This is a genomic window from Nonomuraea sp. K271 (assembly GCF_009908215.1).
Taxonomy (GTDB): domain Bacteria; phylum Actinomycetota; class Actinomycetes; order Streptosporangiales; family Streptosporangiaceae; genus Nonomuraea; species Nonomuraea longispora.
This window is the reverse complement of the sequence record NZ_JAAAHR010000041.1, coordinates 1-26,794: the sequence shown is the minus strand read 5'-3', so window position 1 is coordinate 26,794 and position 26,794 is coordinate 1. Positions and strand designations below refer to the sequence as shown.

The 26,794-nt window shown below is 70.7% G+C and carries 26 protein-coding genes and 1 riboswitch; of the genes, 14 read left to right on the top strand and 12 right to left on the bottom strand.

Going from position 1 to position 26,794, the window contains the following annotated elements; all coding sequences use genetic code 11:
• Nucleotides 1-44: 44 nt before the first annotated feature.
• Nucleotides 45-1,469 carry an alpha,alpha-trehalose-phosphate synthase (UDP-forming) gene (locus GUY59_RS16735; RefSeq protein WP_138200691.1) on the bottom strand — a complete coding sequence of 475 codons (1,425 nt, stop codon included), beginning with the start codon at nt 1,467-1,469 and terminating at the stop codon, nt 45-47.
• Between the two features lie 178 nt (nt 1,470-1,647).
• On the opposite strand from GUY59_RS16735, the gene GUY59_RS16730 reads away from it, so the two are divergent.
• The 6 genes from GUY59_RS16730 (at nt 1,648) to GUY59_RS16705 (ending at nt 6,748) form a co-directional block, all read left to right on the top strand.
• Nucleotides 1,648-2,202, top strand: coding sequence for an RNA polymerase sigma factor (locus GUY59_RS16730; protein WP_132331073.1), 555 nt, complete (start codon nt 1,648-1,650; stop codon nt 2,200-2,202).
• 79 nt (nt 2,203-2,281) lie between these two features.
• A riboswitch (SAM riboswitch) is annotated at nt 2,282-2,423 on the top strand.
• A gap of 13 nt (nt 2,424-2,436) precedes the next feature.
• Nucleotides 2,437-3,669, top strand: coding sequence for a threonine synthase (gene thrC, locus GUY59_RS16725; RefSeq protein ID WP_138200693.1), 1,233 nt, complete (start codon nt 2,437-2,439; stop codon nt 3,667-3,669).
• 25 nt (nt 3,670-3,694) lie between these two features.
• Nucleotides 3,695-3,970, top strand: coding sequence for a MoaD/ThiS family protein (locus GUY59_RS16720; protein WP_138200694.1), 276 nt, complete (start codon nt 3,695-3,697; stop codon nt 3,968-3,970).
• Nucleotides 3,971-4,210: 240 nt separating this feature from the next.
• Entirely contained in the window at nt 4,211-4,411 is a 201-nt protein-coding gene (locus tag GUY59_RS16715; protein WP_106250594.1) for a cold-shock protein, read from the top strand.
• 353 nt (nt 4,412-4,764) lie between these two features.
• Nucleotides 4,765-6,393 carry a chaperonin GroEL gene (gene groL, locus GUY59_RS16710; RefSeq protein WP_132331079.1) on the top strand — a complete coding sequence of 543 codons (1,629 nt, stop codon included), beginning with the start codon at nt 4,765-4,767 and terminating at the stop codon, nt 6,391-6,393.
• A 151-nt stretch (nt 6,394-6,544) separates the two neighbouring features.
• Complete coding sequence (locus tag GUY59_RS16705) at nt 6,545-6,748, top strand: hypothetical protein (protein ID WP_138200695.1); 204 nt, start codon at nt 6,545-6,547, stop codon at nt 6,746-6,748.
• 48 nt (nt 6,749-6,796) lie between these two features.
• Here the strand turns inward: GUY59_RS16705 and GUY59_RS16700 are convergent, their stop codons facing one another.
• Nucleotides 6,797-7,327 (bottom strand): YbhB/YbcL family Raf kinase inhibitor-like protein, encoded by a 531-nt coding sequence (locus tag GUY59_RS16700; RefSeq protein ID WP_138200697.1) that lies wholly within the window; start codon nt 7,325-7,327, stop codon nt 6,797-6,799.
• 66 nt (nt 7,328-7,393) lie between these two features.
• A complete protein-coding gene (locus GUY59_RS16695) occupies nt 7,394-9,409 on the bottom strand; it encodes a HelD family protein (protein WP_138200698.1) in 2,016 nt (671 codons plus the stop codon).
• A gap of 119 nt (nt 9,410-9,528) precedes the next feature.
• Here GUY59_RS16695 and GUY59_RS16690 point away from each other — a divergent pair, with 119 nt between their 5' ends.
• Nucleotides 9,529-9,864 carry a hypothetical protein gene (locus GUY59_RS16690; RefSeq protein WP_138200700.1) on the top strand — a complete coding sequence of 112 codons (336 nt, stop codon included), beginning with the start codon at nt 9,529-9,531 and terminating at the stop codon, nt 9,862-9,864.
• Between the two features lie 221 nt (nt 9,865-10,085).
• Here the strand turns inward: GUY59_RS16690 and GUY59_RS16685 are convergent, their stop codons facing one another.
• From GUY59_RS16685 to GUY59_RS50020, 3 genes are all read right to left on the bottom strand, one after another.
• Complete coding sequence (locus tag GUY59_RS16685; RefSeq protein WP_138200702.1) at nt 10,086-11,732, bottom strand: DNA repair helicase XPB; 1,647 nt, start codon at nt 11,730-11,732, stop codon at nt 10,086-10,088.
• A 129-nt stretch (nt 11,733-11,861) separates the two neighbouring features.
• Complete coding sequence (locus tag GUY59_RS16680) at nt 11,862-12,044, bottom strand: hypothetical protein (protein ID WP_138200704.1); 183 nt, start codon at nt 12,042-12,044, stop codon at nt 11,862-11,864.
• 97 nt (nt 12,045-12,141) lie between these two features.
• Nucleotides 12,142-12,264, bottom strand: a complete 123-nt coding sequence (locus tag GUY59_RS50020; protein ID WP_269128812.1) for a hypothetical protein — start codon at nt 12,262-12,264, stop codon at nt 12,142-12,144.
• 56 nt (nt 12,265-12,320) lie between these two features.
• Here GUY59_RS50020 and GUY59_RS16675 point away from each other — a divergent pair, with 56 nt between their 5' ends.
• The gene (locus tag GUY59_RS16675; protein ID WP_138200705.1) at nt 12,321-12,554 is read left to right on the top strand and encodes a hypothetical protein; all 234 of its coding nucleotides are present in this window, start codon (nt 12,321-12,323) and stop codon (nt 12,552-12,554) included.
• On the opposite strand, the gene GUY59_RS16670 is transcribed toward GUY59_RS16675, so the two are convergent.
• Nucleotides 12,551-12,910 (bottom strand): DUF4190 domain-containing protein, encoded by a 360-nt coding sequence (locus tag GUY59_RS16670; protein ID WP_138200706.1) that lies wholly within the window; start codon nt 12,908-12,910, stop codon nt 12,551-12,553. The genes GUY59_RS16675 and GUY59_RS16670 overlap by 4 nt on opposite strands.
• A gap of 96 nt (nt 12,911-13,006) precedes the next feature.
• A complete protein-coding gene (locus GUY59_RS16665) occupies nt 13,007-14,485 on the bottom strand; it encodes an AMP-binding protein (protein WP_138200707.1) in 1,479 nt (492 codons plus the stop codon).
• A 341-nt stretch (nt 14,486-14,826) separates the two neighbouring features.
• On the opposite strand from GUY59_RS16665, the gene GUY59_RS16660 reads away from it, so the two are divergent.
• Nucleotides 14,827-15,507, top strand: coding sequence for a hypothetical protein (locus GUY59_RS16660; protein WP_138200708.1), 681 nt, complete (start codon nt 14,827-14,829; stop codon nt 15,505-15,507).
• A gap of 4 nt (nt 15,508-15,511) precedes the next feature.
• Here the strand turns inward: GUY59_RS16660 and GUY59_RS16655 are convergent, their stop codons facing one another.
• Nucleotides 15,512-17,899, bottom strand: a complete 2,388-nt coding sequence (locus tag GUY59_RS16655) for a helicase-associated domain-containing protein (protein ID WP_138200709.1) — start codon at nt 17,897-17,899, stop codon at nt 15,512-15,514.
• A 45-nt stretch (nt 17,900-17,944) separates the two neighbouring features.
• Between GUY59_RS16655 and GUY59_RS16650 the strand changes: the two genes are divergently transcribed.
• Complete coding sequence (locus GUY59_RS16650; RefSeq protein ID WP_138200710.1) at nt 17,945-18,904, top strand: hypothetical protein; 960 nt, start codon at nt 17,945-17,947, stop codon at nt 18,902-18,904.
• On the opposite strand, the gene GUY59_RS16645 is transcribed toward GUY59_RS16650, so the two are convergent.
• Entirely contained in the window at nt 18,897-19,514 is a 618-nt protein-coding gene (locus tag GUY59_RS16645) for a TetR/AcrR family transcriptional regulator (protein ID WP_132331099.1), read from the bottom strand. The genes GUY59_RS16650 and GUY59_RS16645 overlap by 8 nt on opposite strands.
• A gap of 61 nt (nt 19,515-19,575) precedes the next feature.
• Complete coding sequence (locus GUY59_RS16640) at nt 19,576-19,971, bottom strand: hypothetical protein (RefSeq protein ID WP_138200711.1); 396 nt, start codon at nt 19,969-19,971, stop codon at nt 19,576-19,578.
• 101 nt (nt 19,972-20,072) lie between these two features.
• Between GUY59_RS16640 and GUY59_RS16635 the strand changes: the two genes are divergently transcribed.
• Together GUY59_RS16635 and GUY59_RS16630 are read left to right on the top strand one after the other, a co-directional pair.
• A complete protein-coding gene (locus GUY59_RS16635) occupies nt 20,073-20,693 on the top strand; it encodes an HAD family hydrolase (protein ID WP_138200712.1) in 621 nt (206 codons plus the stop codon).
• Nucleotides 20,694-20,783: 90 nt separating this feature from the next.
• Nucleotides 20,784-21,179: a cold-shock protein gene (locus GUY59_RS16630; RefSeq protein ID WP_132331104.1), complete on the top strand. Its 396-nt coding sequence runs from the start codon at nt 20,784-20,786 to the stop codon at nt 21,177-21,179.
• Between the two features lie 5 nt (nt 21,180-21,184).
• Here the strand turns inward: GUY59_RS16630 and GUY59_RS16625 are convergent, their stop codons facing one another.
• Complete coding sequence (locus GUY59_RS16625; protein ID WP_138200713.1) at nt 21,185-22,720, bottom strand: MFS transporter; 1,536 nt, start codon at nt 22,718-22,720, stop codon at nt 21,185-21,187.
• Between the two features lie 125 nt (nt 22,721-22,845).
• Between GUY59_RS16625 and GUY59_RS16620 the strand changes: the two genes are divergently transcribed.
• The gene (locus tag GUY59_RS16620; RefSeq protein ID WP_132331108.1) at nt 22,846-23,646 is read left to right on the top strand and encodes a DUF3027 domain-containing protein; all 801 of its coding nucleotides are present in this window, start codon (nt 22,846-22,848) and stop codon (nt 23,644-23,646) included.
• Between the two features lie 113 nt (nt 23,647-23,759).
• Nucleotides 23,760-26,792, top strand: a complete 3,033-nt coding sequence (locus tag GUY59_RS16615) for a sacsin N-terminal ATP-binding-like domain-containing protein (RefSeq protein ID WP_138200714.1) — start codon at nt 23,760-23,762, stop codon at nt 26,790-26,792.
• Nucleotides 26,793-26,794: the final 2 nt, after the last annotated feature.

The following is a 26,794-nucleotide window of genomic DNA, read 5'->3' as shown; positions in this document are numbered from 1 at the left end:
GGGGGCCGTCCGGCTGCTCAGGCGCGCCCGCTGGAGCTGAGCACTCAGGCCAGGGCGTCGAGCTGGGCTGCCAGCCACTTCTGCGGCGGCAGGGCGGTGGCCGCCGCGTGCAGCCTGTCGCGGCGCGCCCGCCGCTCCTGCTCCGGCATGACGAGCGCGTCGTGCAGGGCGGCGGCCGTGCCACTGATGTCGTAGGGGTTGACGAGCAGCGCGTGAGGGCCCAGCTCGGCCGCCGCGCCCGCCTCACGCGACAGCACGAGCGCGCACCGGGGTGAGAGCACGGGGCCCTCCTTGGCCACCAGGTTCATGCCGTCGCGGATGGGGTTGACCAGCAGCACGTCGGCCATCCGGTACGCGGCCAGCGAGCGCGGGTAGTCGTCGTTGACGTTGAGGATGAGGGGGTCCCAGTCCTCCGTGGCGTATTCGTCCTCGATCTGCTGGGCGCAGCGCTGCACCGACGCGGTGTATTCGCGATATTCGGGCAGGTCGTGCCGGCTCGGGTAGGCGAAGGCCAGGTGCACGACCTTCCCGTGCCACTCGGGGTGGGCGCCGAGGAACTCGCCGTAGGCGACCAGGCCGCGCACGATGTTCTTCGACAGCTCGGTGCGGTCGATGCGGACGATCAGCCTGCGGTCGCCGACCTGCTCCTTCAGAGCGGTCATGTGCGACTCGACGTCGGGCTCGCAGGCCCGCTCCCACAGGGCTGCGCCGTCGACGCCGAGGCTGTGCACGCCGATGCGGGTCGTCCTGCCGTCGTGGGTGACGCTGCGCCCGACGCGGTCGGCCTCCGCGCCCAGCAGCGCCTCGCAGCAGTCCATGAACGACTGCGCCCACCTGTCGGTGAGGAACCCGGCGTGATCGGCCCCCAGGATGCCTTCCAGGACCTCCCTCGCCACCTCGTCGGGCAGCAGGGAGAAGTATTCGGGCGGCGCCCACGGCGTGTGGCTGAAGTGGGCGATGCGCAGGTCGGGCCGCTCGGCACGGAGCATCGCCGGGGTCAGCGTGAGGTGGTAGTCCTGCACCATCACCCTGGCCTCGTGGCCGGCCTCCTCGGCCAGGGCCAGCGCGAACGCGCCGTTGTAGTCGCGGTAGGACTCCCACTCGCGCCCGAACTTGGTGCCGAAGAGCGGCGCGTTGGGGATGTCGTAGAGCAGGTGGTTGACGAACCACAGCGTGGAGTTGGCCACGGCGTTGTAGGCGCGGTGGAAGGTGGCGGGCGGGATGTCGAGCATGCGCAGCGGGCCGGTGTCGTAGCCGGCATGGTCGATGCGGCCGCCGGGCGCCAGGCGCACCGCGCTGCGGTCGCCGTCGGACAACGCCGCGCAGACCCACAGGACACCGTCGTCCTTGGCCACGCCGGACAATCCCGACACCAGGCCGCCCCCGCCGCGGCGCAGGGTCAGCTCGCCGTCGTCGGAGACGGTGAAGGAGACAGGGCCGCGGTTGGAGGCCACCAGGACGTTGTTCACCGCGCCCGCTCCAGCCGCGCGGGCCGCCGGCAGGGCGGTGAGCTGGTGTGAGACCTCAAGGTGACTCCTTCCGGCTGGCGTGTCGGTGCAGACGGGACCACACTGATCATCGTGGTGAACGGCCCATCGGAAAAGGAAGGATGCCAACAAGGCTCCCTATGACCCTAGGATCCCAGGCATGGCGCTTGATGAGCTAACCGAGGAACTCGCCCGCTCCGCCGCGGCCGGAGACCACCGCGCTCTTGGTGAGCTGCTGCGGCGGATCGAGCCCGATGTCATGCGTCATTGCGCCCGCATACTGCCCTACCACCAGGACGCCGAGGAGGCCTCCCAGGACACCCTGCTGGCCGTGGCGCGCAACATCGGGCGCTTCGAGGGACGGGCCAGGTTCAGCACCTGGCTGCACATTGTGACGGCCAACTGCGCGCGGACCACGTACCGCTCGCTCAAGCGCAGGGCGGCCGAGCAGAGCTCCGACGAGCTGCCGATGCAGAAGCCCGACGTGCGCCGCGTCAGCGTGATCGCGGGCTCGCGGCTCGACCTGCTCGACGCCATGGAGGCGCTGGAGGCCGACAAACCCGACCTGGCGCAGGCGCTGGTCCTGCGCGACATCGTCCAGCTCGACTACAACGAGGTGGCCGACCAGCTCGGCATCCCGCTCGGCACCGCCAAGTCGCGCATCCACCAGGCGCGCAAATATGTCCAGGGCGTGCTGGGGGAGGACTATCGCTGAGATCGCGCGTCTCAAACTCTGAGACGGAAGGACGTTTCCGCCACGTGGGCGGGTAGAGTCCGACTCGACAACTGAATATTGCTCATCCAGAGGGGTGGAGGGACCGGCCCTGCGAAGCCCCGGCAACCCTCCCGGCTTGTGACTCGCGACCTGGCGAGGCCGACCGGGACAAGGTGCCAATTCCGGTCTGTGGTCAAGGTGGCCGTAGACGAAGATGAGGGAAGGCCTCGCTTCATGTCGCTCGATTTTGGTCCCGCCGTCGGTCTGTCCTGCCGCGAGTGCGGCGCACGCTACCCGCTCGGTCCGAGCTTCGCCTGCCAGGAATGTTTCGGGCCGCTCGAAGCGGCTTACGAGTTCGGCGCGGTGACCCGCGCGGCGATCGAGTCGGGACCCGCCAACATCTGGCGTTACCGGTCGCTGCTGCCCGTGCCGGCCGACGTCGCCGACAAGCCCAACATGAACCCGGGATGGACCAAGCTGGTCAGGGCCGGCAACCTCGGGCGGGCGCTCGGCATCAGGTCCCTGCACGTCAAGGACGACTCGGGCAACCCCACCCACTCCTTCAAGGACCGCGTGGTCGCCATGGCCGTCGAGGCGGCCCGCAACTTCGGCTTCCACACGCTCTCCTGCTCCTCCACGGGCAACCTCGCGGGCGCGGTCACGGCCGCCGCCGCGCGTGCCGGGCTGGAGGCGTGCGTGTTCATCCCGGCCAACCTCGAACAGGCCAAGATCGCCATGGCCCGGGTCTTCGGCGGCCGGCTGATCGGCATCGAGGGCACCTACGACGACGTCAACAGGTTCTGCTCGGAGCTGATCGGCGACCCGCTCGGCGACAAGTGGGGGTTCACCAACATCAACCTGCGGCCCTACTATGCCGAGGGCTCCAAGACGCTCGCGTACGAGATCGCCGAGCAGCTCGGGTGGCGGCTGCCCGAGCAGATCATCGTCCCCATCGCCTCGGGCTCGCAGCTCACGAAGATCGACAAGGGCTTCAAGGAACTGGTCGCGCTCGGGCTGGTCGAGGACACGCCGTACAAGATCTTCGGGGCGCAGGCGGCCGGGTGCTCGCCCGTGTCGACCGCCTACAAGGCGGGCCACGACGTCGTGCAGCCCGTACGGCCCGACACCATCGCCAAGTCGCTGGCCATCGGGAACCCCGCCGACGGCCCGTACGTGCTGGACATCGCGCGGCGGACCGGCGGGGGCGTCGAGGACGTCACGGACGACGAGATCGTGGCCGCCATCAAGCTCCTGGCCTCGACGGAGGGCATCTTCGCCGAGACCGCGGGCGGCGTGACCGTGGGCGTGCTGAAGAAGCTCACCGAGACCGGGCAGCTCGACCCGGAGGCCGAGACCGTGGTCCTGAACACCGGTGACGGCCTCAAGACGCTCGACGCGATCAGCGGCGACGCCAGGCCCACGGCCGTGATCCGGCCCTCTCTCGACGCGTTCCGCGCGACTGTCTGACAACCACGAAAGGGCGAGTGTAACCATGAGCGTTTCTGTGCGGATTCCCACCATTCTGCGCACCTACACCGGGGGCAACGCGGAAGTCAGTGGCGAGGGCGCGACTCTTCGTGACGTGCTGGCCAAGCTGGACTCTGACTACCCGGGTATCGGCGCAAGAATTCTGGATGAATCGGGCCAGATTCGGCGTTTCGTCAACGTTTATGTGGGGGAAGAGGACGTCCGATTTGCCCAGGGGCTGGACACTCCGGCGCCGGAGGGAACCCAGATCTCCATCATCCCCGCCGTCGCGGGCGGGTGAGTGCGGCAGATCACACTTCGGCGAAGGCGTCCCTTGTGGGCGCCTTCTTCTTTTCCCCGCAATTCAACGTTGAACCGCCGATGGAAGAAATGTGGTCTCTGCAGATTGACTCTGTTGCCAAACCCCTTGCCACAGGTATGGTCGAGGGCGATCGCCTGGCTGATTTTCTGTTATGTCGGGCGATTACGGGTCTCGCGGAGGAATGGGCGAGATCTGGGAGACCAGTAAGAGGAGTCGGAAGTGGCGCAGGGCACCGTCAAGTGGTTCAACGCGGACAAGGGCTACGGCTTCATCGCGGTAGACGGTGGTAAGGATGTATTCGTCCATTACTCAGCGATCATGATGGACGGGTATCGCTCTCTCGAACAGGGACAGCGTGTCGAGTTCGAGATCACGCAGGGCCAGAAGGGACCGCAGGCGGAGTCCGTCAGGACGGTCTGATTCACCGCACTGGTATGCACCGGCGGGATCGCGCGGCAGCGCAGTCCGTGCGAACCGTCACCTATCTTTCGTCGACCCCTGGTACGGCGAGTCGTGTGCGCGAACCGCGGCCAGCGGTGCGTCCACGGGCGGCTCGCCGGACAGACGACTGACCTGGGGAAAGGAACGGCCGCAGGTGAGTTCGCTTGCACTCGGCAGGGTAGAGTGCTAAACAGTTCGTTGGCACTCTGTGCAGCAGAGTGCCAACACCGGATCGGGACGATGGGGTCTGCCGAAGGAGATGCTGACCCATGCCGTCGCGGGCGTCGGCTCGGTCCACGACAAGCCACCCTGCATCTGGGAGGTCTAGCCTTATGGCAGCCAAGATGATCGCGTTTGACGAGGACGCCCGGCGCGGTCTCGAGCGCGGTATGAACCAGCTCGCCGACGCCGTCAAGGTGACCCTGGGCCCCAAGGGGCGCAACGTCGTGCTGGAGAAGAAGTGGGGCGCTCCCACGATCACCAACGATGGTGTGTCCATCGCCAAGGAGATCGAGCTCGAGGACGCGTGGGAGAAGATCGGCGCGGAGCTGGTCAAGGAGGTCGCCAAGAAGACGGACGACGTCGCCGGCGACGGCACCACGACCGCCACCGTGCTCGCCCAGGCGCTGGTGCGCGAGGGCCTGCGCAACGTGGCCGCGGGCGCCAACCCGATGGCTCTGAAGAAGGGCATCGAGGCGGCCGTGGAGCGGGTCAGCGAGGAGCTGTCCAAGCTGGCCAAGGACGTGGAGACCAAGGAGCAGATCGCTTCGACCGCCTCCATCTCCGCCGCCGACCCTGAGATCGGCGCGCTCATCGCCGAGGCGATGGACAAGGTCGGCAAGGAAGGCGTCATCACCGTCGAGGAGAGCAACACCTTCGGCCTCGAGCTCGAGCTCACCGAGGGCATGCGCTTCGACAAGGGCATGACGTCGATGTACTTCGTCACCGACTCCGACCGCATGGAGGCCGTGCTCGAAGACCCCTACATCCTGATCGTCAACGGCAAGGTCTCCGCCAACAAGGACCTGCTGCCGCTGCTCGACAAGGTCGTGCAGTCCGGCAAGCCGCTGCTGATCATCGCCGAGGACGTCGAGGGCGAGGCCCTGGCGACCCTGGTGGTCAACAAGATCCGCGGCCTGTTCCGCTCGGTGGCCGTCAAGGCCCCGGGCTTCGGCGACCGCCGCAAGGCCATGCTCAACGACATCGCGATCCTGACCGGTGGTCAGGTCATCGCCGAGGAGGTCGGCCTCAAGCTCGAGACCGCCACCCTCGACCTGCTGGGCCGTGCCCGCAAGGTGGTCGTGACCAAGGACGAGACGACGATCGTCGACGGCGCCGGTGACGCCGAGCAGATCTCCGGCCGGGTCAACGAGATCCGCGCCGAGATCGAGCGCACCGACTCCGACTACGACCGCGAGAAGCTGCAGGAGCGGCTGGCCAAGCTGGCCGGCGGCGTGGCCGTCATCAAGGCGGGCGCGGCGACCGAGGTCGAGCTCAAGGAGCGCAAGCACCGCATCGAGGACGCCGTCCGCAACGCCAAGGCGGCCGTCGAGGAGGGCATCGTCCCCGGTGGTGGCGTGGCTCTGCTGCAGGCCGGCGCCAAGGCGTTCGACAAGCTGGAGCTCAACGGCGACGAGGCCACCGGCGCGGCGATCGTGAAGAAGGCTCTGGAGGAGCCGCTCAAGCAGATCGCGGTCAACGCCGGTCTCGAGGGCGGCGTCGTGGTCGAGCGCGTGCGCAACCTCACCCCGGGTGAGGGCCTCAACGCCGCGTCGGGCGAATACGTCAACATGTTCGAGGCCGGCATTCTCGACCCGGCCAAGGTGACGCGGTCGGCGCTGCAGAACGCCGCCTCGATCGCGGCGCTCTTCCTGACCACCGAGGCCGTCATCGCCGAGAAGCCGGAGAAGACCCCGGCCGCTCCCGCCGGCATGCCCGGCGGCGGCGACATGGACTTCTAGGTCCTGTTCGCGGCGCACGTCCCAAAAAGAGCGGCCCGGTTTTTCCGGGCCGCTCTTGTTTTCGTTTCGCTGCCATTACGTTTCGCGATTGAACTGCTACTTGGAGTGAGAAAGGGTTGTCTGCACATCGCCTCACCAAAGGAGCAGAGAAATGTTCTCCCGCAGCAAGCGCATGCTGAGCGTCGCCGTTCTCGGCCTCGCCGCCGTCACCCTCACGGCTGTTCCCGCGCATGCCGTCAACGACCCCGGGGTCGTCGTCAGCGGCGCCGTGACCGAGGGGACGCCGCTGTGCGAGCTACGGCGGTGGGTGCCGCTGCTCGGCAACCTGCAGCCGCTCGACGAGATCTGCGACTAGACCCCACGGAAAGGGGCCCCACCGACGTGCGGTGGGGCACCTTCGTCGTCAGACGCCGTAGTGGGGAATGAGGTGGCCGCGGGCCAGCGAGTTGGCGGTGATGTTGAAGCCCACCACCGCCGGGCTGGTGTCGCTGCTGAGACCGAGTGACTCGACCCCCAACGCGTGGACGGTGAAGACATAGCGGTGCGGGTCGCCGGGAGGCGGAGCGGCGCCGCCGTAGTCCTTGCTGCCGTAGTCGTTGCGGGCGTGCACCGCGCCCCCGGGCAGGCCCTTGAACTCCGGGGCCGTGCCCGCGCCCGTCGGCAGCTCGGTCACCGAGGCGGGGATATCGAACAGCACCCAGTGCCAGAAGCCGCTGCCCGTGGGGGCATCGGGGTCGAAGCAGGTCACGGCGTAGGAGCGGGTCTCCGCCGGAGCGCCGGACCAGCGCAGGTGGGGCGAGAGGTTCTGGCCCGTCATGCCCCAGTCGTTGAAGACGTGGACATCGTTGAGCCGCTCACCGTCCTGGAGATCGTCGCTCTCGACCACGAGCGCGGTAACCGAGGGCAGGTGTTCATGGGGAAGGGGTGCTGGCACGGCATCCTCCTAGGTCTAGAGCTCCTTGCCCAGCCATCCTAGAAGCGGCCGTGCCGCAGGCCCCTGTCAGCTCGCCAGCTGTGGCGGCAGCGGCTTGCCGTGCAGGACCGTCAGCGAGGTCACCGCCCGGGTCAGGACCACGTAGAGCCTGGCCAGGCCGCGGGGCTCGGCCGCGACGATGTCGGCGGGCTCGACGACGACGACGTGGTCGTACTCCAGGCCCTTGGCGAGGGTCGCGGGCACGATCAGCAGGCGGTGTTCCTCGGTCGAGTCGGGGTCGAGAACGGCGTAGGGCAGGCCGGCGAGCGACTCGGAGACCGCGGCCACCATCGCGTCGGGGACGATGACGCCGATCGAGCCCTCCTTGGCCAGGGCCTCCTCGGCGGCCTGCGCCACCGAGCCGCCCTCGCGCACGGTGAGCGAGCCCGCGCCCGGCCGCAGCGACTGCGGGGCTGCCAGGCCCGGGGCGATCGAGGGCAGCAGGCGGGCCGCGTAGTCGAGGACCTCCCTCGGCACGCGGAAGCCGAGGGTCAGCTCCGTGACCTCGCCCTCGCGCTGGCCCAGGTGTTCGAGGACCGACGTCCACGAACGGGTCGACCAGGGGGTGGTGCCCTGGGCGAGGTCGCCGAGCACGGTGGCGGAGCCGTTGCGGCAGCGGCGGCCGAGGGCGCGCAACTGCATCTCGGACAGGTCCTGGGCCTCGTCGACCACCAGGTGGCCGAGCGACGGCGTACGTTCCATCAGGTCGCGCAACTCGTCGAGGAGCGCGGCGTCGGCGGCCGACCATTTGGCCGACTTCCAGCTCCGGTACGGCTTGCGCCACAGGAGCAATTCCTGCTCTTCAGGCGACAAATCTGATTTAGCGGCCCGCGCCAGGAATTCGGCATCTGACAGCAGACGGTGGAGAACCAGTTCGGGTGTCAGTTTGGGCCAGACCGCGTCCACGAGTTGTTTCACCGGCTTGGAACGGGCCACCGCGTCCTGGACCCGGTCGTCGGGTGACTCGCCGCGCTGCTCCATGCGTACGAGGACCATGTGGGCCAGCCGCTGCGCCAGCGCCGCCCGGCCGGGGTTGTAGCGGGTGGTGCCGCGCAGGGAGGCCACGATCTCGCGTACTTCGTGGTCGGCCACCCGGTGCCGGTAGGCGCCCTTGGTGTAGACGAGGCCCTCCTCCGGTTTCACGATGTGCAGCCAGAGAGCCCGGTCGAGCACCGCCGCCATCCTGGCGTCGCCCTTCACCGCGGCCACGGCCGGGTCTTCGGACGCGGCGTGTTCCCCGAGCAGGCCCGCCACCGTGGTCTGGTCGACCTTGACCTCGCCGAGCGCGGGCAGCACCGAGGAGATGTAGGACAGGAACGCCCGGTTGGGTCCGACGATCATCACGCCCGACCTGGCCAGCCGCTCGCGGTGGGTGAACAGCAGGTAGGCGGCGCGGTGCAGGCCGACCGCGGTCTTCCCGGTGCCGGGGGCGCCCTGCACGCACACCGTCTGGGCGAGGGTGGAGCGCACGATCTCGTCCTGGTCGGGCTGGATCGTGGCGACGATGTCACGCATCGGGCCGGTGCGGGGGCGTTCGATCTCCTGGGTCAGGATCCTGGACGGGCCGAGCTCGACGCCCTCGCCGAGTGGTTCGTCCTCGAACGCGGTCAGCGCCCCGCCGTGGTAGCCGAAGCGGCGCCGGAGCACGATTCCCATGGGGTCGGCGGGACTGGCCTGGTAGAACGCGCGGGACACCGGTGCGCGCCAGTCGATGACCAGCGGCCTGCTGTTGCCGTCGTGCACGTGGCGGCGCCCGACGTGGATCGTGCCGGGCAGGGCGTCGGGCTCGTCCTCCTGAGCGGTGGCGCGGTCGAGGCGGCCGAAGAACAGCGGGGTGTCGGGATGGTCGGCCAGCGCGGCCACCCGCTGGTCGAGCAGCGACTGGAGGATCTGCTGCGAGACCCAGTCGCCGGCCGCGTCGGACGAGAGCGACTGGGCGTGGGCGCGCATGGCCTTGAGCGCGGCTCTGGACTCGGCCAGGTGAGCCTGCTCGGCGGCGAGCACGTCGGAGGGTATGTCGGGGGCCAGTTGGTGTGCGGGCATGCGAAAGCGCCTCCCTGGGATGAACGACGGAGGTGGTTGAAGGCAGCGAATCCATCAGCTTAGTCGCCACGATTCCCGGCTTCCAAAGCATTTAGCTCGGGCGGCCTGGGTACGCATAGGTGGTGGTGCGGGTCCGGCTGCGTTTCTCGCCGATCATCCCCACGGTCGCGAGCTGCCTTCTTGCGGCGCTGTGGGGTCTGTCGGTGTTCGCGGGGTGGGGGCTGCAGGCGTTCTGTGCGGGTGGCGAGTCGACGGCGGCCTGCTCGGAGCGGCTGGGCGCGGTCTCCACGCTGTCGGGTGCGTTCGCGGTGGTCGCCGCGTGCTGCACGGTGGCGGCCTGGCTGCCGTGGTCGCGGCACGACCCGCGGACGTTCGGTCAGCTCATGGGCGCCGGCGTGCTGTTCTGGATCGTCGCGGAGGGCGTGCTCTTCGTCGGCGGTCTGCTGGTCAGGTAGGGGGTAGATCCGCCCTCAAGGGATCAAGCTCGGAATACCGAAAAATTCGGGCATATCAGGTGGGTTTGTCGGATCATGGGGGTATGTCGCAGGCGGCGTGATAGTACGCAGGTGAGGGGGGTGGTTGGATTGTCTTCGACCCGCGGAGTCTCGTGGACGTGAAGCCACGCTGATGCCCGGCCGCTCGGGCGAGCGGCTGGGCATGACCGCCGGCATCCCCGTCACACACCGCCGAGCACGTCGTCGGCATCGATGATCTGGTACGCGTACCCCTGCTCGGCCAGGAACCGCTGCCGGTGCGCCGCGAACTCCTGGTCGACCGTGTCGCGGCTGACCACCGTGTAGAACCGGGCGCCCCCGCCGTCGGCCTTGGGCCGCAGCACACGCCCGAGCCGCTGCGCCTCCTCCTGACGCGAGCCGAACGTCCCCGACACCTGGATCGCGATGGCAGCCTCCGGCAGGTCGATGGAGAAGTTGGCCACCTTCGACACCACCAGGACCTGGATCTCCTTGTCGCGGAAGGCCTGGTAGAGGCGCTCGCGCTCCTTGACCCGAGTCTCGCCCTTGATCACCGGCGCGTTGAGGTGCTCGCCGAGCTCGTCGAGCTGGTCGATGTACTGGCCGATGACGAGCACCTGCTCGCCCAGATGGCGGCGTACCAGCGCCTCGGTCACCTGCGTCTTGGACGGCGTGGTCGCGCAGAACCGGTAGCGCTCCTCCGACTCGGCCATCGCGTACGCCAGCCGCTCCTCGTCCGTGAGCGTCACCCGCACCTCGACGCAGTCGGCGGGCGCGATCCAGCCCTGGTTCTCCATCTCCTTCCACGGCGCGTCGTAACGCTTGGGACCGATCAGCGAGAACACGTCGCCCTCGCGGCCGTCCTCGCGCACCAGCGTCGCGGTCAGCCCGACCCGCCTGCGGGCCTGCAGGTGGGCGGTCATGCGGAAGATCGGGGCGGGCAGCAGGTGCACCTCGTCGTAGACGATCAGGCCCCAGTCGCGGGCGTCGAACAACTCCAGGTGGCTGTAGACGCCCTTCCGCCTGGTCGTCATCACCTGGTAGGTGGCGATGGTGACCGGGCGGATCTCCTTCTTCGTGCCGGAGTATTCGCCGATCTCGTCCTCGGTCAGCGACGTGCGCTTGAGCAGCTCGGTCTTCCACTGGTGAGCGGAGACCGTGTTCGTCACCAGGATCAGCGTGGTGGCCTGGGCGTGCGCCATCGCGGCCGCGCCGACGAGCGTCTTGCCCGCGCCGCACGGCAGCACGACCACGCCCGAGCCGCCGTGCCAGAAGGCGTCGGCGGCCTCCTGCTGGTAGGGGCGCAGCGTCCAGTCGTCCTGCCGCAACGCGATCGGATGCTGCTCGCCGTCGACGTAGCCGGCCAGGTCTTCGGCCGGCCAGCCGAGCTTGAGCAGGGCCTGCTTGACGTTGCCCCGGTCGCTCGGGTGCACGATCACGGAGTCGGGGCCGAGCCGCTCGCCCAGCATCGGCTGGATCTTCTTGGAGCGCAGCACCTCCTCCAGCACGGCCCGGTCGGTGGAGGTCAGCACCAGGCCGTTGGCCGGGTCCTTCTCCAGGCGCAGCCGGCCGTAGCGGGCCATGGTCTCGGCGATGTCGACGAGCAGGGCGTGGGGCACCGGGTAGCGGCTGAAGCTGATCAGCGCGTCGATGACCTGCTCGGCGTCGTGCCCGGCCGCACGGGCGTTCCACAACGCCAGCGGGGTGACGCGGTAGGTGTGCACGTGTTCGGGGGCGCGCTCAAGCTCGGCGAACGGCGCGATCGCCTTGCGGCACGCGTCGGCCCGCTCGTGGTCGACCTCGAGCAGCAGCGTCTTGTCCGATTGGACGATCAGCGGTCCATCGCTCACTGGCTTGTCTCCGTGGGGTTGGTGCGGGGGCCCGGCAGGACCATCGTCTCCTGATCCCGGCTCGGCCGCTCCAGTGTGCAACATTCAGGGCGCCCGGATTAGTCCGGACGCCCTGGACGCGCCGCCGTGTCAGGAACTGCTCGGCTCCCAGCGGAAGTGTTCGCGGGCGATGAGCACGCCCAAGACGCTCCACGCCACGATCAGCAGCAGCCGCGGCCCCGCGGCCACCCACGACTCGGCGAAGGACACCGCCGGATGCGGTGCGGCCTGCGTGAAGTCCTCGCCGAAATGGCCAGCGACCGTCCCAGCCACAACCGCGCCGCCCTGCCGCGCTTGACCAGGTTCGCGTACGGCTCCGCCTCGGACATCCGCCCCGGCTGACCAGGCAAGATCACCGATACGAGGCTCATCACGTCTCCAGAGGCAGGTGCGGCGAGGTGCGGTGACGGTACGGCGCTGCGGGATCGACCCCACCCCGCAACAGGGACGCGAGGACGGCCGGCTCCGGAGGCACGCCCTCCGTGGCGCTCATGACCAGCCCTTTCCGCGATCACCCGCGAACGGTGCTCGCCGAAGCTCGGCAACCGCATGCCGATCGCGCAGTTCTGGCGCTGCTACCGCGACAGCGTCGCCGGCCCTGACGAGGGCCTGGCCGAACGGGCCACGGCGTACGCGGGCCGGCACCTGCTCGACCGGCTGCCGGCGACCGCGGGGACCCAGACCCGGCTGCGCGCCATCGACCTGGCCGCGGCCGGCATCGGCAGGACGGCGCTGCTGAACCCCGGGAAGTTCACCGGGACGCTGGGACTTGGCCCCGCCTAGTCGTCGAGGTAGCCGTTGAAGCCCAGGAACAGGAACGTGCCGATGCCCAGCACGAAGCCCGTGCCGAACAGGACCCAGCTCCAGATCACCATCGTGCGGGCGGTCTGCGGCTCGTTGCGCGACTTGCTCAGCGCCAGGCCCGCGAGGATGGCGCCCGGCAGCCCAAGGACGTTGCAGCAGGAGACGAGCGCGAGAAGGTTGAGCACGAGCGAGACGATCGCGTTGGCCATCGGTCCGTCGTTGCGCGGCGGGGGCGGCGGATAACCGTAGCCGTAGCCGTATTGTGGCGGCGGCTGGTCGCCGTAGGGCGCGCCGTACGGTTGGTACGGATAGCCCGAGGGGTTCTCCTGGCTCATGTTCACCTCCAGACAGGTCAACACTTATCACGGAATTGAGGCGCGTCTGACCGCGGTTCGTGTACTCGGGTGCGGCCGTGACGGGTTCGCTGCCGTTCAGCCGAGCAGCGCGCGCAGCGCCTTGCGGTCGAGCTTGAGCACGCTCGTGACCGGGATCGAGTCGGCGAACCTCACCTCGCGCGGATATTTCACCCTGCCCACCCGGTCGCGGGCCCACGCGATCAGCTCCTCGGCCCCGACCTCGGCGCCCTTCCTGAGCTGAACGAACGCCACGACCTCCTCGCCGACGCGCGGATCCGGACGGCCGACGACGCCCGACATCACCACGTCAGGGTGCTGGTTGAGCGCGTCCTCCACGTCGCGGGGGAACACGTTGAAGCCGCCGCGGATGATCAGGTCCTTCTTCCTGTCGACGACGTAGAGATAGCCGTCGTCGTCCACGCAGCCGATGTCGCCCGTACGCAGTTCCCCGCCGACCAGCGCCGTGTCCTCGGGGTCGGGCTCGTGCTCGCCCCAGTAGCCGAGCATCAGCGACTCGCCGGAGACGCAGATCTCGCCGATGTCCCCGGTCTCCGCCGCCTCGCCCTCGTTGTCGCGGATGGTGATCGTGTAGCCGGGCAGCGGCAGGCCGACGCTGCCGGCCTTGCGCCGGCCCGGAGGGTTGAAGGTCGTCACGGCGCTGGTCTCGGTCAGCCCGTAACCCTCCAGGATCTGCACGCCCGGCATCCTGCGCTCGAACTCCGCCAGCGTCTGCCGGCCGAGCGGGGCCGCTCCGCACGTGAGGAAGGCGAGGTCGGGCAGCGGATGCGACTCCAGCGGCTCGGCGAGGAGCATCTGGATCATGGATGGTACGACGGTGCCGTACTGGACGCGCTGCTCGGCGGCCAGCGACAGGAACGCCTTCGGCTCGAACCAGCGCATCAGCACCGCCTGTTGCGGCTCCGTGGCGTGCATCGAGGCGACCGAGATGATCAGCCCGTACGCGTGGGACAGCGGCACGGGCATCAGGGCGCGGTTCTTGCCCTCCTGCCGGGACAGCTCGTAGACGGCCTTGCCCACCTGCCACAGTCCCCGGTGGCTCAGCATGACGCCCTTGGCCTTGCCCGTGGTGCCGCCGGTGTACATGAGGGCGGCCAGGTCGTCGGGGTCCCTGTGCACGAACCCCCGCTCGGGGGCTTGCTCCAGCTCGGCCGTGTTCACGAGGACCGGGATGTCGACGGCGGCGGCGCGTACGGTCTCCTCCAGCTCGGGCGAGGTGACGATCGCGCGGGCGCCGCTGTCGAGCAGGATGTGCCGCAGCTCCTCGGCGCCCACCAGGAACACCACCGGCGTCACCACCGCGCCCGCCGCCCACAACGCCTGGTAGAGCAGCGGCACCTCGGGCGAGGTCGCCATCATCACGGCCACCCGGTCGCCCGGCCTGATGCCGGCTGCGACGAATCCGCCGCACATGCGGCGCGCGCGTAGGGAGAGCGCGTGACTACGCAGCCACGCCCCCTCGTAGAAGATCGCGTCGTGGTCGTCGAAGCGGCTCCATGACTCCTCGGCGAGTCTGCCCAGCGTCTGCTCGGTCACAAGCCCAACCTGATGCGAATGACGTTGTGCCGTCAACCCTTGATGTCGCGCCCGGCCCCCTCGACCTGTCAATGCCGGTGATAGTCGCCGACCCCGTAAAACGATATGGAACACCGGCCGGCGGCCATTTTCGTTTTCTGCTCGACCTCGATCGCGCCATGGTGGAAGATCTAGGGCGGAGGGAGTGGTCGACGTGTCCCCATAATGCCGAGAAGTCGCACGTATGGCCAGGTCAGAGCGGTAATGTTACGCTCCGTATTGCCTTCGTGGAAAAAGAAGAAAGTCTTTGATCTTCCATCTTTTCTGTAGACAACTTTCCAGTCAATCACCGAGGTGGCTTCGTGACCGACACGCCTGAACCAGGCGAGATCGACCTCGACACCATAACGCTCAGTCAGAGCGTCATCGCCGTCAATGACCGGCCTCGCGCCGCGGCCGATCCGGCCCCGCGAGAACTCAGCCGGCGAGAGGCCGACATCCTGCTCCGCTCCTACCGCGAGCCCGGCGGCTTCTCCGAGGCCGTGCGCCGACTGGCCATGCGGCACCTGCTGGTCCTCGTGGGCGCGGAGGAGACCGGCAAACGATTAGGGGCCATCGCCCTGCTCTCGCGCATGTCACTGGCCGAGAGCACGATCAGGGTGCTGTCCCCGGCCGCCACCCCCCTCGACCTGCTCTCCGCCACCTACAAGCCCGGGCGGGCGTACGTGCTGCACGACTGGATCGCCGCCCGCGCCGAACGCATCGAGCTGGTCAACCTCGCCCGCAAGCTCGCCGAGCTGGGCTCGTACCTCGTCATCACCAGGAACGGCGCGCCCTCCCAGGCGGTCGAAGTGGAGCAGTCATGGCACGCCCCCGACCCCGGCGAGCTGTTCGACCTCTGCCTGAGCACCTACGGGGCCCGCGCGGGCACCGGCGCCGAGCAACTGGCCGCCGCCAGAAAACGGGCGCTCGCCCTGCCGACACCGGCCGAGGTGGTCCGCCTGGCCGCGCAGTTGGTCCGCGACGCCGAGCCGGCGCGCTGATCGCCTACAGGCCGGTCACGCCCGTGATGCGGTGGAGGGCGAAACGGTGCACGGCCGCGCGGGTCTCGTCGTAGGCCGTCAGATAGCCGCCCTCCATGCGGGCCGGCTCCAGGATGCGAGAGGTCGCGTTGCCCTGGGAGTCGAGATAGCCGATCCACACGCGTACACCTTGTTTGATCGCCTCCTGCAGGGCCGAGACCGTGGCGGTGGCGGGCCCGCGCGGCACCTGACCGTTGGGCGCGTCGACGGGCTCGCGCCGCGCCAGGTGCGCCGCGTCGCCGGCCCGCAACGCGCGTACCGCCGCCGCCGCCACCTCGGGGTCGAGGCCGTTCGCCGACGCGACCGTGCGCACCGGCGCCGCGCCCTCGGTGCGGCGGCTGTCGAACTGGGAGATGATCACGTCGCCCTCGATCGACTCCGCGACCGGGGCGTACCCCATGGCGCGCAGCGAGTCGACCAGCGCCGCCCGCGACGAGCGGGAGGCGATGACGGTGGGGGCGAGCCGGCGCAGCCGCAGCGCGGCGGAGCGGCGGTCGGCGGTGATCTGGTCGAGCAGCGCCGGATCGTCACACCGGATGTACGCGCTCGCGGTGCCCACCCGGATGCGGCCGTGCCGCCTGGCCACGTCGGTCACCAGGTAGGACAGCGCCTGCGGCACCGGGGTCGCCGAGTGGCGGCCGAGTACCGACAGCAGCTCTTCCGCGCCGTGCCCCGCGTCGAGCGCCCGGCGTACGGAGCCCTCGCTGAACCGGTAGACCGTGGCGCCGCCCTTCGACTCGACGTCGGCGGTGAGCGCCATCCACCGGTTGAGCTCGCTGGTCAGCGGGCCCGGCGCGACGGCGGTGAGGTCGGCCTGGAGCAGCACGTGGTCGACGGGCTCCGGCAGCAGCGGCGCGAGCATCGCGGCCGCGTCGTCGCCGTCGACCAGCGCCCGCCCGTGCCCGGACAGCGCGCCCAGCCCGGTCACGCCCACCTGCTCGGCCTCCCGCAGCGCGAACTCCGTGAGCTGCTCGCGCATCGGCCCCCGGCGGCGCGGCTGCTCCCACGCGAGCCGTTCGAGCACGGAGTCGCGCTCGGGCGCGAGCCCGGGGGCGGAGGCCAGCACCCGCAGCGTGGCCTGCCTGACCGCGGCGGCGGACGAGCGGCGCAGGTCGGTGTGCAGGGCGTTGAACGGCCTGTCACGCTCGTCGCCGCGCCTCCCGCCCGCTTCGCCGTTCGCCCCTTTGTCCCCGCGACTCCGTTCGCCGACGAGTCCGGGCACGCGGTCCATGCGCAGCCAGGTGGACGCCAGCGCCAGCCACCGGTCGGCGGCCGACCTGACCCGCCACAGGTCGTAGCCGGGGGTCGGCAGCCACTCGCCGTCGACGCCGCCGCCGGCCGCTATCAGGCCGGCCGCGTAGGCCACCTCGACGACCAGCGCCGTCACCCATTCGGGCAGGTCGAGCTCGCCCGCCGTACGTTTCAGGTCGCGTACGCCGAGCCCGCCGGTGCGCAGCACACCCGGCGGCTCGACGCTCCACCGTTCGCACAGCTCCTCCACGGCCCTGACGAACGTGAACGCCTGCCCGGCCGCCGTCCGGTCGGCCAGCCCGGGGTCGCGAGCGGTCCCTTCGAGCGCCGGCGGAGTGGCCAGCAGGTCGCGGTGCACCCGGCCGCCGCGCAGGTAGAGGCCCACCTCGCGGGGCAATGTCACGCTGTCCTCGCCGGTGGCCGCCAGCAGGCCGCGCGCCAGCAGCTCCTCGATGGGCGAACGTGCCGACGCCACGCGCACCTCGCGTCTGGCGTTGGGCACCCGCCCGGTCGGCGGGCCCCAGGCGAGCTGGTCGAGCGCGCCCCTGGCCTCGGCGGAGACGGCGCCGACGAGCTCGGCCGGCTCGGCCAGCGCCGCCGCCAGCCGCTCCTTGCCCGGCCCTTCGCCGCCGGGGGCGACGTCGTCGGCCATCTCCTCCAGGTGCTCGGGCGCGTGGTGCCGGAACGCGTCGACGGCTCTCGGGCCGAGCCCCGCCGGGTCTTCGAGCACCTTGCGTACGCCGGGGCCCAGGTCGAGTGCGTCGTCGGGGCCGTAGACCAGGGCGAGCTCGCACAACTTGGCGAGCGCCTCCGACAGCGCGGGCTCCGGGTCCTTCTCCTGGTCGTCCGCCAGGGCCGCGCGAATGAGGTCGCGCAGCCGCTTCCTGGCGACCGGCCCCGGCTGGACGGCGAGCGTCTCGACGACCGCCAGCGTGAACCGGTCGAGCCGGTCGAGCACCCTGCCGATCGCCGAAGGACTGGCCGCCCGCGACGCCAGGCCCTCCAGGTGAGCGGGCACCGGAGTGATCAGTTCCGGACGCGCGGACACGAGCGCCCGCAGCTGCCCGTCGGTGCGTCCCCTGATCCACTCCGTGAACTCCATCGTTGCCATGGTATGTCCACCCTGATTGAGGCAGCATTGCTTGACGTGATTGAGCGAGCCGACCAGCAGGTGCTGAACTACGTCTCCAAGGCGGCCGACGCCGCCCACGGCGTGCTCAGAGCCGACCAGCGGCTCGACTTCGCCAAGCGGCTGCGGGCCAGGATCGAGGTCGAGCTGGGCGGCGGCCGCAAGCCCCGCGAGGTGGCGAAGGTGCTGGCCGGGTTCGGGGATCCGGCCGCGCTGGTCGAGCGCGAGGCCCGCCGGCTGGCCGCGGCGGGTGTCCCGACGCTGCGCTCCGGACCGCCGACGACCCCCACGACCGCGCCCGTGGCGCCGGGCACGCCCGCCCCGGGCACCTCTGCGCCGGGCACCTCCACCTCAGGCACCTCCACCTCAGGCACCCCCGCGTCGGGTTCCCGCACGGTCGGCGGTTCGCCGCCGGGGGAGGAAGCCGACGCCACGCTGCGCTTCGCCGCCGTCGCCGACGACCGTGACCTGCCGCCCGGCATACGCGAGCACCGCATGATCGCCCAGGAGCACCTGAACCGGCGGCCCGGCGTGGACCTGCCGTTCGCGGGGCTGCGCAAGGTCGCCATGTTTAGCGCCAACCCGCTGGCCACCGACGGCAGGGACGCCAGGACCATCGTCAAGGAACATCCGCGCGACGCCGCCGCGATGGTGATCCTGGTGGTGGCGGCGCTGCTGGTGCCGTTCGACCTGCCGCCGCTGGCGATCTTCCAGGTGCCCGTCGTGGTATGGGCGCTCGGCGCCGCGCTGGTGCTGTGGAGCGACACCTGGACGATCCGCGACAAGGTGCTCGGTATCGGCGCGCCGTTGCTCGGCTATTCGGTGGGCGGAGTGCTGATCGGCGGCCTGCGGGTCGGTACGGAGGCCGGGCTGGCGGCGTTCGTGACGCAGTTCTTCGACGTCAGCGGAACCATGTTCATGATCGGTACGGGGCTCGGCGTGGTGTGGCTGGCCTACCGGCTGCTCGACGTCACCTGACGGGCGCCGGGGCGGGGAGCAGGCCGACGGCCAGGCGTACCCAGGCGGTGACGAACTGGTCCTTCTCCGCGTGCCCGGGGAGCTCGCCCACGGTCTCCTGGAACAGCCGGTAGTGCACGACCGAGCCGCCGAGCACGGCCGCGATGCCCGCCCAGTCGAGTTCCACGTCCCGATATTCCGGCTGCGCCCTGAACCAGGTGACGATCGCGTCGAACATGGGCTGCAGCAGCCCCTGCCGTACCACGGCGACCAGTTCGGGGAACTGGCTCAGGTCGCGGAAGAACACCCGGGTCAGCTCCGACTCCTCGCGTACCTTGGCCAGCCCGGCGCGGCACATGTGGGCCAGGCGCTCCTCCAGGTCGGCGGAGGACTCCATGGCGCTCAGCTCGGCCAGGCTCTCCGCCACCTGGCTCCTGGTGCGCGCGGCGTGCTGGTTGATCGCGGCAGCGAGCACCTCGTACTTGGACTTGAAATGCCGGTAGAGCCCTCCGGCGCCGGGTGACAGCCCTGAGGCGGCCTCGATCTCGGCCACGGACGTGGCGGCGTAACCCCGCTCGGCGAACAGCCGCAGAGCCTCGTCGACGATCCGCTCACGGGTCGATCTGGTCATGTCTATCCTGATACCTCCGATAAGGAGCGTAGCCGTTGCCCGGAACGGCTCACCGTCGCCCTCACGGAGCGGCGCGCCGGATCAGGCCGGCCAGCGCGGAGCCGGTGATCAGCCACACGACCGCGGCGAGGCCGTAGTTGACGAGCGCCGTGTAGCGGGGGTCGTCGAGCTGGAACAGGCCGGCCAGGCCCAAGGACGCCCACGAGGCGAGCGATTCGACGAACCGGTACCAGATGTTGGCCGGGTTGGCCTCGAACACGGTGAACAACGCGTAGAGCAGCACGGAGAGCGCGGCCACCCTGGAGGCCACCTTCACCAGGTAGGCCACCGCCGACACCGCACGCTGCCACGGCGTCGCGATCCGGCCGCCGGGCATGGCGGGCCGGTGCGGACGCGGCGGGGCGGAGGAGGCGACGAGCCGGTCTCCGGCCTGCGGCGGTCTGGGGGTGTTGGTCACGGCCGCTCCTCTCCCATAAGTAATTCCTTTCTTCCCATTACCGGGGTTCCAGAACAAGGGCCCGTTACGTGGAGTAGGGCACTGTTTGGCATCCTGCTCTTGTGGTGACTTCGGTGGGGTTCGACCTTGACATGACTTTGGCCGACACGCGGGCGGGGATCGCGGCCACTTACGACGAGCTGGCCGTCCGTCTCGGCGTGCCCTTTGACAGTGCGGCGATCGTGCGCAGGCTGGGCCCTCCGCTGGAGAGGGAACTGGCCAACTGGCTGCCGCCTGAGGCGGTGCCCGCGGCAGCCGTTCTCTATCGTCAGATATATCCGGAATTGGGGGTTCCGGTGCACACGGCGATGGCGGGCGCGTACGACGCGATCGAGGCCGTGCGCGCGGCCGGCGGACGGGTCATCGTGGTCACCGGCAAGAACCTCAGGGACGCGATCGGCACTGTCAAGCTGCTCGGGCTGGCCGTGGACGAGGTGGTCGGCTCGCTGTTCGGCGCCCGGAAGGGATCGGCACTCGCGCGGTTCGGTGCGGCGGCTTATGTTGGTGACCATGTCGCGGACATCGAGGCGGCACGTGCGGGTGGCGCGGTGAGCGTGACCGTCGCGACGGGCCCCTACACGGCTGGAGAGCTGCAAGATCACGGAGCTGACGTGGCGCTGCCCGACCTGACCGATTTCGCCGCCTGGTTCGCCGACTGGCGCACACAAGCGGAACTCGGCTAATTCGCTGCCATTTACCCGGTCGCCCTGGCGCTCTTCGGGGCATAACCTACATCCATCCTTCTTTTTCGACTGTTTGAACGAGGTCCTCCTGTGCCGAGTGGCAAGGTCAAGTGGTACGACGCCGACAAGGGATTCGGCTTCCTCACCCGCGACGACGGTGGTGAGGTCTTCGTGCATTCATCCGCGCTGCCCACCGGCGCAGGCCCGCTCAAGCCCGGCCAGAAGGTCGAGTTCGGCGTGGCCGAGGGCCGCCGGGGCCAGCAGGCGCTCTCGGTCCGCATCCTTGAGCAGCCGCCGACGCTGGCCAAGGTCAAGCCCAAGGGCAAGCGGAAGAAGCCGGACGAGATGGTGGTCATCGTCGAAGACCTGATCAAGTTGCTCGACGGCGTGTCGACCTCCTACCAGCGGGGCAAGCACCCGGACGCGGCGCACGCCAAGAAGATCGCGCAGGTGCTGCGGGCGGTCGCCGACGACCTCGACGCGTAGGGCGTTCAGCCGTTGGGATTGGTCAGCGGCTTGGTCGGGTCGAGGTTGTCCTGACGCTGGTGCGGCTGGTGCGGCTGCTGGGCGGCGGCCTCGGCGCGCTGCCGGTGCAGCTTGGCGTCGGCGGCGCGGGCGTGCTTGATCCTGGAGACCAGCAGCCATGCGAGCGCGGCGGTCAGCGCGACCGCCAGCGTGACGAGCCCGGCGGTGCTGCTCTGCGACAGCGAGAGCACCAGCCCGGCCAGCCCGCCGAACACCCACGCGAGCTGAAGCACGGCCTCGACCACGCCGAACGTCGACGAGCGCACCTCCTCGCCGATCTCGCGCTGCACGATCGCGTCGAGCGCCAGCTTGCCCAGCTCCTGCGCGAACGCCGTGATCAGCGAGATCGCCAGCGCGGCCCACAGGCCGAAGAAGATCGCCGTCAGGACGGTGGTGACGCTGGTCACGGCCAGGGTGGCCAGCACGATGAGCTGCGGCGCGTGGTTGCGGGTCCAGTTGGCGACGGCGGCGCCCGCCAGCCCGCCCAGCCCGGCCGCCGCCGCGAGGAGCGCGATCGTCTTGGGGATGTCGAAGAACGGGTCGGCCGCCACCTGTGATCGCGTCGCCGCCAGCCACGGAACCGCGCGGTCCTGCACCAGGAACAGCAGGAAGAACAGCAGGAATCCGGAGAAGACCCGGACGGCCACGTTGGCCCACACCGCCTCGGCGACCGTGGGGCCCACCTTGAGCAGCGTGCGCCAGCGGGGTGCGGCGCCCTCCTCCTCCAGGTCGGGCGAGTCGATGTGCCGCGGCAGGCGTACGGCGGCGACCCCGAGCAGCAGGAAGGCCACCATCGCGATGCGCAGCACCGCCGCGCTGCCCAGCCACGCGGTCAGCCCCGCTCCGACCGGCACCACCACGCCCGCGGACACCAGCGTGAACAGCGCCACCCTCGCGTTGGCCGACACCAGCGTGATGTCGGCGGGCAGCACGCTCGGCATGATCGCCGCTCTGGACACGTTGTGCGCCTTCGACAACACCAGCACGCCCAGCGCCCCGATGAACAACGTCGGCAGGTCGCCCGGCCCCACCGCGGCGGCCATGGCGAAGCACAGCAGCCCCCGCCCGAACAGCGTGCCCGCGATCACGTAGCGCCGCCCCGACCTGAACCGGTCGAGGATCGGCCCGACGAACGGCGCGAGCAGCGCGAACGGCAACATCGTGATGACGAGGTAGAGGGCGACCGACCCGCGTGCCTCCCCGACGGGCACCCCGAAGAACACCGTGCTCGCCAGCGCCACCGTGACCAGCGCGTCGCTCGCGCTGTTGCCCGCCGACAGCTCGATCAGGCGGCCGAGCCCGGTGCGGCCGGCGCCGTCGGCGTGGGTGAGGCGGCGCGTGGCCCGGCCCACCTTCTGCGCGCCCTTCGCGGTGACCTTGCCCGCCCGCGCGGTGCCGCTGGCCGTGGCCTTGCTCGCGCGCAGGCTGGCACGGCCCGCGTCGGCGACGCCGTGCGCCATCCGCCGCGAGACCTCTCGGGCCCGCTCCCAGCCTCCCTGCACGCCTACCAGTCTTACCCGATTCGTCGGCGATCTCGGAGCGGGATCCCCCGTTGTGGGACTTCCAGGTCCCGCCATGGGTGAGAATGAAGTGTGAGCGAACAGCACCTTTCGGCGGAGGCGGTCCGATGAGCCGCACCAGGGCCCGCGTCTCCGCTCCCGACCAGGCTTGTGTCGCCGCGGTCGATCTGGCGCGCGCCGCGGCCGAGGAGCTGGCGCGTCCGGGCGAGCCGGGCGAGCACCTCGGTTACGAGGGCGAGGGCGACCGGATCGTCACCCACTACTTCGCCTGCCTCGACCGCGCCTATCGCGGCTGGCGCTGGGCCGTCACCGTCACGCGTGCCTCCCGCGCCAAGAAGGTCACGGTCAGCGAGGCGGTCCTGCTACCCGGTTCCGGGGCGCTGCTGGCGCCCGAGTGGCTGCCGTGGAGCGAGCGGCTGCGGCCGGGCGACCTCGGTGTGGGCGATCTGCTGCCGACCGCGGAAGACGACGACAGGCTGGCGCCGGGTTTCACCGAGACCGACGACGACACCGATCGCCAGATGGTTTTCGAATACGGCCTGGGCCGAGCCCGTGTGCTCTCGGCCATCGGCAGAGACCGGGCTGCCAGACGCTGGCACGCGGGCGAGCACGGGCCGCACACTCCGATCGCACACGCCGCTCCCGCGCAGTGCTCCACCTGCGGCTTCTACTGGTTGCTCGCGGGTGAGCTGAGGCTGTCGTTCGGCGTATGCGCCAACGAATACGCCCCCGACGACGGCAGGGTGGTGGCCGCCGACCACGGTTGCGGCGCCCACTCCGAGGCCGCCGTGCTGCCGGCACCCGTGGAGCAGGCCATCCCCATCCTCGACGACCTCGGTTACGACCTGATGGAGGAGGAGACGGGCTCGGTCGACGCGTCCGCCTCCGAGGAGCTCGGCCACTCCTGAGGGCGCATGCGCGACGCCGTGAGGGTAGGTGGGGCGCGAGACGCGCGCCTCACCTGTCGGTGAGGGCCGCTAACCTACGGTGGCCCCCTATCTTCACACCAGGATCGTGATAGATGAGCGACACCTACGGCACCGAACGGATGCGAGCGGCCGTGCTCTCCGCCTGGACGGCCTCGCCTGCCCGGTTCCGCGAAGACGCCAACGCGGAGGAGGACTTCGCGCTCGGCGGTTACCGCGACCGGCTGATCGTCGAGCTGGCACAGAACGCCGCCGACGCCGCGCTGCAGGCGGGCGTGCCAGGGGTGCTGCGGCTGACCCTCCAGGGCAGCGTGCTGACGGCCGCCAACACCGGCGCGCCCCTCGACGCCACGGGCGTCGAGGGCCTGTCGACGCTGCGGGTCTCCGGCAAGCGCGACGACGCCGGCGCGGCGGGGCGCTTCGGCGTCGGGTTCGCGGCGGTGGTCTCGGTCTGCGACGAGCCGGCCATCGGCTCGCGCGGCCTCGGCTCCGTGCGCTGGTCGCGCGCCGACACCTCCGCCGCGGTGGCGGAGATCCCCGAGCTCGCCTCCGAGCTGGCCGACCGTTCGGGCCACGTCCCGCTGCTGCGGCTGCCGTTCGACGCGCCGCCGCTCGACGTGCCCGACGGTTTCGACACCCTCGTCCGCCTTCCGCTGCGCGACCAGGCCGCCGTCGACGCGGTGCGGCGCATGCTCACCGAGACCAGCCCCGCGCTGCTGCTCGGCATGCCCGCGCTGGAGTCCATCGTGATCGATCTCGACGGGTCGGTCCGCACGGTCGTCGCCGACGGCTGGCACGTCGTGTCCGAGTCGGGCCAGTTCACGCCCGACGAGGTGAGCAGGCTCTTCGCCGACCGGCCCACCGAGGAGCGCGCCCGCCCCTACTGGTCGCTGCGCTGGGCGATCCCTGTCACCGGCACCGGCGAGCCGGGTGTGCTGCCCGACACGGTTCCGGCCGCCGTGCACGCGCCCACGCCCAGCGACGAGCCGCTCGACCTGCCCGCGCTGCTGATCGCGTCGTTCCCGATGGCCACCGACCGCCGCCACGTCGCCAAGGGCCCGCTCACCGACTTCCTGGTCGAGCGGGTGGCCGACGCCTACGTCCGGCTGCTCCAGGAGCTGCCGCGCACGTCCAGGCTGCTCGACCTGGTGCCGTCCCTCATGGGCAAGGGCGAGCTCGACGCCCGCGTCCGCAGGGCCGTGCTGGCCCGGCTGCCCGAGACGCCGCTGCTGCCCGCGCTGTCGGCGCCCGCGCCGGCCGTCCGGACCCCCTCGTTCGCCGAGGCCGAGGTCTACGAGCCCGACGCCGAGTGGCGGGTCGAACATCCGGCGGCCGAGCCGGGCGACGACGGATGGGTGGTCCCGGGCCGCGAGGCCGCCGTCGTGGCGGGCGCCTCCGCCGAGCTGCTCGCGACGGTCGCCGGCTTCGTCCCCGGGCTGCTGCCCGCGGGCTGGCCGGCCCGGCATCCGGCCATGACGTCGCTGGGCGTGCGCAGGGTCGAGCTGGCCGACGTCGTCGACCTGCTGTCGGGCGAGGCCGTGGAGGCGCGCGAGCCGTCGTGGTGGCGCTCGCTCTACGACGTGCTGCCCGTCGACGACCCCGAGTCGCTGGGGGCGTTGCCGGTGCCGCTCGCCGACGGGCGGCTCGTGCGAGGGCCGCGCGGCACGCTCATCCTGGCCGACGCAGGCGCGGGCCTCGACCTGACGCCGCTCGGGCTGCGCATCGTGCACCCGGAGGCCGCCCATCCCGCGCTGCTGCGGCTCGGCGCCGCCGAGGCCACGCCCCGTACGATCCTCGACGACCCGCTGACCAAGGCCGCCGTCGCGCAGTCGCTCGACAGCCCCGACCCCGAGCCGGTGGCGCGGGCCGTGCTGTCCCTGGTGGAGGCGTCAGGGCTGGCGCCCGGCGAGGCGCCGTGGCTGGCCGAGCTGGCCCTGCGCGGCACCGACGGCGAGCTCTACCCCGCGGGCGAGCTCATGCTGGCCGACGGGGCCCTGGCCGGGCTGGTCGAGCCCGGCACCCATCTCGGTGTGGCCGCCTCCGAGCTGGCCGAGACCTACGGCTCGCGCGTGCTCGCCGCCGCCGGCGTGCTCGACGGTTTCGCGCTCGTGCACGAGTCCGACGTGCTGCTCGACCACGACGAGTGCGACCACGACCTCGACGGCGAGGACGAATGGCTCGACCACGTGCTCGACCTGCTGCCCGAGCTCGACGTGCCGCCGCTGGTGCCCGAGTTCGTGGCGGTGCGCGACCTGGAGCTCGTGGCCGACTGGCCGGCCGCGCTCGCCCTGCTGACCAGGCCGCCGCTGCGCGCCGCCCTCCACCCGCTGCGCATCGAGGGGGTGGAGGTGCCCTCCTACACCGCGTGGTGGCTGGCCGGCCATCCCGTGCTCGGCGGGCGCAAGCCGCTTGAGCAGCGGCTCCCCGGCGCCGACCCGCTGCTGCAGGGCCTCTACGCCGACGCTCCCGCGGGTCTCGACGAGGGCGCGTTGTCCATGCTCGGCATACGCACCACGCTGTCCGCGCTGCTCGACTCCCACGGCGGGCCCGAGGAACTGCTCGACCTCATGGCCGACGAGTCGATCGAGGTCGACCGGGCGCAACTGCGCGCCCTGTGGGTCGCCCTGGCCGCCGTCGACCCCTCGCGGGTGGCACCGCCCTCCCGCCTGAGGGCGGTGCTGAAGGGCTCCATCGTGGTGGCGCCGGCCGACGACGTCGTGGTGGTCGAAGCCCCTGACCTGCTCCAGCTCGTCGCCGACCGGCCGCTGGTGCTGGCCCCCTACGATCTGGCCGAGGCGCTGTCGGAGCTGCTCGACCTGCCGCTGGCGGGAGAGCTCACCTCCGGTGAGGTGACCTCCCAGGGCGAGGTCATGCGGGTGCCGGGCGAGGTGCGGTCCCTGCTGCCGATGGCGCCGGAGACGTACGTCCAGCACGAGAAGCTGCTCGTGGACGGGGTCGAGTGCTCGTGGCGGTTCTTCGAGGGGTCGGTGCACTGCACGGGGGTCGACGGGCTGGCCAGAGGGCTGGCGTGGGCGACGGGGCAGTGGAACGACCGGCTCGCGGTGGCCGCCCTGCTGCGTGACCCCCAGGCGGTGCCCCTCCTGCTCGCCGAGGCCGACCTCTCCTGACC

Coding starts and splice junctions, on each gene's coding strand:
- GUY59_RS16730 (WP_132331073.1), top strand. CDS start 1,648: ATGGCGCTTGATGAGCTAACCGAGGAACTCGCCCGCTCCGCCGCGGCC.
- GUY59_RS16655 (WP_138200709.1), bottom strand. CDS start 17,899: ATGGAGTTCACGGAGTGGATCAGGGGACGCACCGACGGGCAGCTGCGG.
- GUY59_RS16705 (WP_138200695.1), top strand. CDS start 6,545: ATGTTCTCCCGCAGCAAGCGCATGCTGAGCGTCGCCGTTCTCGGCCTC.
- GUY59_RS16695 (WP_138200698.1), bottom strand. CDS start 9,409: ATGCCCGCACACCAACTGGCCCCCGACATACCCTCCGACGTGCTCGCC.
- GUY59_RS16675 (WP_138200705.1), top strand. CDS start 12,321: ATGCCGATCGCGCAGTTCTGGCGCTGCTACCGCGACAGCGTCGCCGGC.
- GUY59_RS50020 (WP_269128812.1), bottom strand. CDS start 12,264: ATGAGCGCCACGGAGGGCGTGCCTCCGGAGCCGGCCGTCCTCGCGTCC.
- GUY59_RS16645 (WP_132331099.1), bottom strand. CDS start 19,514: ATGACCAGATCGACCCGTGAGCGGATCGTCGACGAGGCTCTGCGGCTG.
- groL (WP_132331079.1), top strand. CDS start 4,765: ATGGCAGCCAAGATGATCGCGTTTGACGAGGACGCCCGGCGCGGTCTC.
- GUY59_RS16615 (WP_138200714.1), top strand. CDS start 23,760: ATGAGCGACACCTACGGCACCGAACGGATGCGAGCGGCCGTGCTCTCC.
- thrC (WP_138200693.1), top strand. CDS start 2,437: ATGTCGCTCGATTTTGGTCCCGCCGTCGGTCTGTCCTGCCGCGAGTGC.
- GUY59_RS16670 (WP_138200706.1), bottom strand. CDS start 12,910: ATGAGCCAGGAGAACCCCTCGGGCTATCCGTACCAACCGTACGGCGCG.
- GUY59_RS16720 (WP_138200694.1), top strand. CDS start 3,695: ATGAGCGTTTCTGTGCGGATTCCCACCATTCTGCGCACCTACACCGGG.
- GUY59_RS16620 (WP_132331108.1), top strand. CDS start 22,846: ATGAGCCGCACCAGGGCCCGCGTCTCCGCTCCCGACCAGGCTTGTGTC.